5 protein-coding genes are annotated in these 4,899 nt (G+C 44.7%); 2 read left to right on the top strand and 3 right to left on the bottom strand.

Annotation, left to right across the window (positions count from 1 at the left end):
- Positions 1 to 3: 3 nt before the first annotated feature.
- Positions 4 to 1,068, bottom strand: coding sequence for a magnesium/cobalt transporter CorA (gene corA / locus A4E54_RS10365; protein WP_240082533.1), 1,065 nt, complete (start codon positions 1,066 to 1,068; stop codon positions 4 to 6).
- A gap of 226 nt (positions 1,069 to 1,294) precedes the next feature.
- On the opposite strand from corA, the gene A4E54_RS10360 reads away from it, so the two are divergent.
- Positions 1,295 to 2,548 carry a diaminopimelate decarboxylase family protein gene (locus A4E54_RS10360; protein ID WP_240082534.1) on the top strand — a complete coding sequence of 418 codons (1,254 nt, stop codon included), beginning with the start codon at positions 1,295 to 1,297 and terminating at the stop codon, positions 2,546 to 2,548.
- Between the two features lie 114 nt (positions 2,549 to 2,662).
- Here the strand turns inward: A4E54_RS10360 and A4E54_RS10355 are convergent, their stop codons facing one another.
- A complete protein-coding gene (locus tag A4E54_RS10355; protein WP_240082679.1) occupies positions 2,663 to 3,382 on the bottom strand; it encodes a site-2 protease family protein in 720 nt (239 codons plus the stop codon).
- Between the two features lie 167 nt (positions 3,383 to 3,549).
- Between A4E54_RS10355 and A4E54_RS10350 the strand changes: the two genes are divergently transcribed.
- Positions 3,550 to 4,362, top strand: a complete 813-nt coding sequence (locus A4E54_RS10350; RefSeq protein WP_240082535.1) for a S1C family serine protease — start codon at positions 3,550 to 3,552, stop codon at positions 4,360 to 4,362.
- A 103-nt stretch (positions 4,363 to 4,465) separates the two neighbouring features.
- Here A4E54_RS10350 and A4E54_RS10345 read toward each other — a convergent pair.
- A partial coding sequence (locus A4E54_RS10345) for a 3'-5' exonuclease (protein WP_286726057.1) occupies positions 4,466 to 4,899 on the bottom strand: 434 nt, incomplete at its 5' end.

Raw genomic sequence — 4,899 nt, 5'->3', positions numbered from 1 at the left:
ATTTTACAACCATTTCCTCCGCTTAAAATAAACCCCCATTAATATTCCAATAATAACCATGACCGACAAAACCACGGGATAGCTCCAACGCCACTGCAGCTCCGGCATATATGCGAAATTCATTCCATATACCCCTGCGATGAAGGTAAGGGGAATAAATATAGTCGTGATGATCGTCAATACTTTCATCACTTCACTTATTCTATTATTGATACTCGAAAGGTAGATGTCCAACATCCCGGTAATCATGTCACGGTATGTCTCTATAGTGTCAATCACCTGAATCGTATGATCATAAACATCCCTGAGATAAATCCCGGTGGATTCCTTAATCAGCGGCGTATCTCCTCTTTCCAGCCCGCCAATCACCTCTCTTAAAGGCCAAACCGACTTACTGAGAAATAGCATGTCTGTCTTTAACCGATGAATTGACTTTAAAGTGACTGGTGACGGATTTGTCACCAGTCTTTCTTCCAGAAATTCAATTTTTTCTCCCAGTTCTTCCAGCACCACAAAATAGTTGTCGACTATCGAGTCTACCAAGGCATAAAAAAGATAATCCGCCCCCATTTTTCTTATGCGGCCCAATCCACTCCTGATCCGCTCCTTAAGCTGATTAAATATTTCTCCTTCTCTTTCCTGGAAGGAAAGGACATAATTCGGACCAAGGATGATACTGATCTGTTCGGTAACCACACTTTTGCTTTTGCTGTCAAAAAACAACATCTTCAGAATAATATAAATGTAGTCACCGAAATCTTCCATTTTAGGACGATGGCCGGTATTTAAGATATCTTCCAAAAGCAAAGGATGAAGCCCAAAGCATTTACCTATTTTTTCTATTACCTCGACCTGATGAATACCGTCAACATTTATCCATGTCACGGCCGGACTGTCTTTATACAGCTCGCACTCGTCAACGGTCTCAATTTGTTTTTCCTGAAAACTCTGTTCATGATACTCAAACAGCGTTATTTTTATTTCTTCTTTTCTCTCCTCGCCGATATGAACCAGAGTCCCGGGACTAAGACCTGCTTTTTTTGATTCTTGCCCAATGTATTTAGACAACCCAAATCACCACGTTTCTAAAAATCAGGGGGTAAAAGTCAACAGTTCTAATATTTAGGATACCCCCGGCATGACAGATATTTTCGTCAAGCTCTTTTCTACTGTCAGTAGTATTATTCCTTCAGAAAATTAAATGGTTTTTCTAAATAATTCCCTTATTAGTCTTGCGCGAATGGGCTTATCAACTTTATAATCTATCAATAAGTCGAAATTTGGAGGAGCACAAATGCCAGCAAAAAATATACCTTTTTCCAAGGAGCAGCTAAGCGAGATTATCGCACGTTATCCAACCCCATTTCATATATACGATGAAGCAGCTATCCGGGCCAATGCCCGTGAATTGGTGACGGAGTTCGCCTGGGCGCCGGTATTTAAGGAATATTTCGCCGTAAAAGCCACACCCAACCCGTTTATCTTAAAGCTCTTACACGAGGAAGGTCTTGGCGCAGATTGCAGTTCTCTGGCGGAGTTGATCCTGGCTGAAAAATCCGGCATTCTAGGTGAGGAAATCATGTTTACCTCGAATGACACACCTTTTCAAGAATACCGCCTGGCCAGGAGACTCGGCGCGGTAATAAACCTTGACGATATCACCCATATTGAATACCTGGATAAGCACGCCGGTCTGCCGGAGCTGCTATCCTTCCGTTATAATCCCGGGCCGCTCCGGTCCGGCGGCAACTCCATTATCGGCAATCCGGAGGAATCCAAATACGGCCTCACCATGGAACAGCTAATGGATGCTTACAGGATCGTTCAAGCCAAAGGGGTCAAGCGCTTTGGGCTGCACACCATGATTATTTCGAATCAGTTGGATCCCAACTTTTTTATTGAAACTGCCAGCATGATGTTCGATCTGGTCGTGGAAATATATCGTTCACTGGGTATTCGCATGGAGATGGTAAACTTTGGCGGTGGTATCGGCATACCATACCGTCCGGAGGAAAAGGCAGTCGACCTGGCCTATTTAAGCAAGGGCATCAGACGTGTTTACGAGGAAAAGATCGTTTCCAACGGCCTGCACCCTTTGAAACTGACCATGGAAAGCGGCCGGATGATCACCGGACCTTACGGGTGTCTGGTTTCTACAGTGCTGCACAAAAAGAAGATTTATAAAAATTACGTCGGACTGGACGCCTGCATGGCCGATCTCATGCGTCCCGGCATTTACGGCGCGTATCATCACATCACGGTAGTCGGCAAAGAGGACCAGCCGCACGATCATATTTATGATGTTACTGGCTCACTATGTGAAAACAACGACAAATTTGCCATTGATCGCAAGCTGCCGGCAATTGAGGTCGGTGATATTCTGATCATTCATGACACCGGCGCACACGGACACGCCATGGGATTCAACTACAACGGCAAGCTGCGGCCGGCCGAGCTGTTGCTGCAAACCGACGGAAGCGTGAAAATGATCAGGCGGGCCGAAACAGTCGAAGACTACTTTGCCACCCTTGATTTTTCCGGGCTGTAACTCCGAATCAGGGATTCCGAGTCAGGAGCGGGGCAGGGGACGATTCTCCGACTCACGCCTGACTCATTGCTCCAAAACCATTGCTCTATTCCAATTACACAGAATCATATATCATTAGATCCCTGGAACATATCTCCCGACATCAAGCACTGTGGCATAAACCATAAGACCAATTAAAAACACCCAGCCGACTAAGGCGAGTGGAACATGCAGCCGTAAAAACTTCGGGTGAATTTTTTCCAGCAGGTACAATATAATTTTCCCACCGTCTAAAGCGGGAATTGGCAGCAAATTCAGCACAGCCAGGTTAAGACTTAGAATAATTGAAAAATCCAATATTCTCAGCACATCTACACCTACATACTGTCCGCCCCCTACGACAATTCCAACAACGCCGGAGAGTTGTTCGGAATTGGAGAACAAGGTTGGAATTGCGATTATAAAATTCACCAATAAACCCGACGTCTGTAAAAATGGTTTAATAAAAATACCGTTTAATGAAAAACCCGAAGCCATAACATTCATTATCCCGAAGAAAAACAAAATGAGGATTATGTTTGCAACCGGACCGCCAAGTGAAAATATCAGTCTCTTATATATGGGGATTTGAAAAAATTCGGCTTCATCTTCGATTTCAGGCAGCACATATCCCCCTATGGGGATCAACGACAGCCAATATTCAGTATCTCCTCTTTTGCATCCCCACAACTTGGGGCCAAAACCAATCGAAAACCGGGCAATAGGCACTTTCAACCAGCGCGCCGCAAGAAAATGTCCCAGCTCATGAGCAGTGATCAGAAAGCCAATTAAAAAAACAACAACAAGGTATGTCATCACAATTTTCTCCTCTCATTTTCAAGAAAATAAGACAATTTCAGTATAACATAGTTTTCTTCAGTGATATTATAAATTCTGTCCCTCCCCTGTTTTTTTTGTTATAGTGTGATCATACAAGCATATCTTGCATAGCCGGCAAACTTTTAAAAGCGAGTGGTTAATCAATGGATAAAAACGATCCGTTATTAGAAGAAAATTTAGAAGATGGAACCGGCTCACCAACGGAAGATTTCGAGGAAGCTCCAAACCGGCGTTCCCCGTTGCTGCGCCTGGTGGCTCTGATTACTGTCCTGGCGTTTATCGGGCTGGTTGTTGCTACGTCGTGGCCCGATCAAAAGATTCCTCTGGCTGAGCTTGTCAGCAAATCCTACCAGCTTAAGAATGACACCAGTACCGATCTGGCGCAGGCTGTGGTGCTAATCAACGTGCTTTCCCGCAGTCAAGGCGCTTCTATCGCCGTAGAGCAAAAAACCGGCACCGGGTTCAATATCGATCCAAGCGGAGTAATAATAACAAATCACCATGTAATTGAGGACACCTTAAATATGACTATAACGTTTCCTGACGGAAAAGTGTATAAAGCCGCGCGCTGGTCGAGCAAGCCGGAATCCGACTTGGCGGTAATTGTTTTAGAGGCGGAAGGACTTCCGGCGGTACCTGTCGGTACAACAACACCACCCGCTCCGGGTGATAAAATCAAGTTGGTGGGAAATCCATTGGCGCTTAACAGCATAATGGTTGAAGGAAATGTCGGACAGTACCTGAGAGTAAAGGATATGCAGGGCAAAATATTCAGTATCGACGCCCCCATTTATCCGGGCAACAGCGGCAGCCCTGTGTTCAATATGAACGGTCAGGTTGTGGGAGTGGTTTTTGGCAGCATAAGCTGGCAAGAAGGCGGAAATGAAAAGGCGGCCGGTGTAGCCGTGACCATTGACGAAGCGCTGGCTTTGATATCAGCGCTTCATATGCAATAATTCTTATTATAACCTGATGTTGTTTTGAATTTCTTCCTTATTCTAAACAATATACCACTTTGCATATCAGGATTCTTTCAAATATCTATTTATAACCGACTAATTAGTCAAAAAGGCTGACTTGCTTGTATTGAGGCATTTTCTTTTGCGTAAAAGTCTTCTCTCTGATAAGCTGCTCTTCAGATATGTCGGCAGTAAAAGGAGATGGAGTACGGGACGTCAAAAGTATGAGCTCATCCCTTGCCCTGGTCATCCCGACATAGAAAAGCCGTCTCTCTTCGTCAATATCAAAGTCGGGGTTGCTGTTCCTTAGAGGAATCATGCCGTCGTTTACGCCGCAAATAAATACTATGGGAAATTCAAGACCTTTTGCCGCATGCATGGTCATTAACGAAACCGCCTCCGGAGAATAAACCTTGCTGCCGCTGCGGACAACATCACTTTCGCGGCCCAACACAAGGTTTTGCATAAAGGAAGACATTTTGTTATGCATAACAGACGAGTTTAAAAGCAGTTCCAGGCACCTGACGCCTGACA

The organism is Pelotomaculum sp. PtaB.Bin117 (genome assembly GCF_002067195.1).
GTDB lineage: Bacteria > Bacillota > Desulfotomaculia > Desulfotomaculales > Pelotomaculaceae > Pelotomaculum_D > Pelotomaculum_D terephthalicicum.
The sequence above is the reverse complement of the archived record's forward strand: the minus strand, read 5'-3'. Positions and strand labels throughout refer to the sequence as shown.

What these genes read in the sequence shown, in the direction of transcription:
- A4E54_RS10350 (WP_240082535.1), top strand. Translation starts at nt 3,550, where the DNA reads ATGGATAAAAACGATCCGTTATTAGAAGAAAATTTAGAAGATGGAACC.
- A4E54_RS10360 (WP_240082534.1), top strand. Translation starts at nt 1,295, where the DNA reads ATGCCAGCAAAAAATATACCTTTTTCCAAGGAGCAGCTAAGCGAGATT.
- A4E54_RS10355 (WP_240082679.1), bottom strand. Translation starts at nt 3,382, where the DNA reads ATGACATACCTTGTTGTTGTTTTTTTAATTGGCTTTCTGATCACTGCT.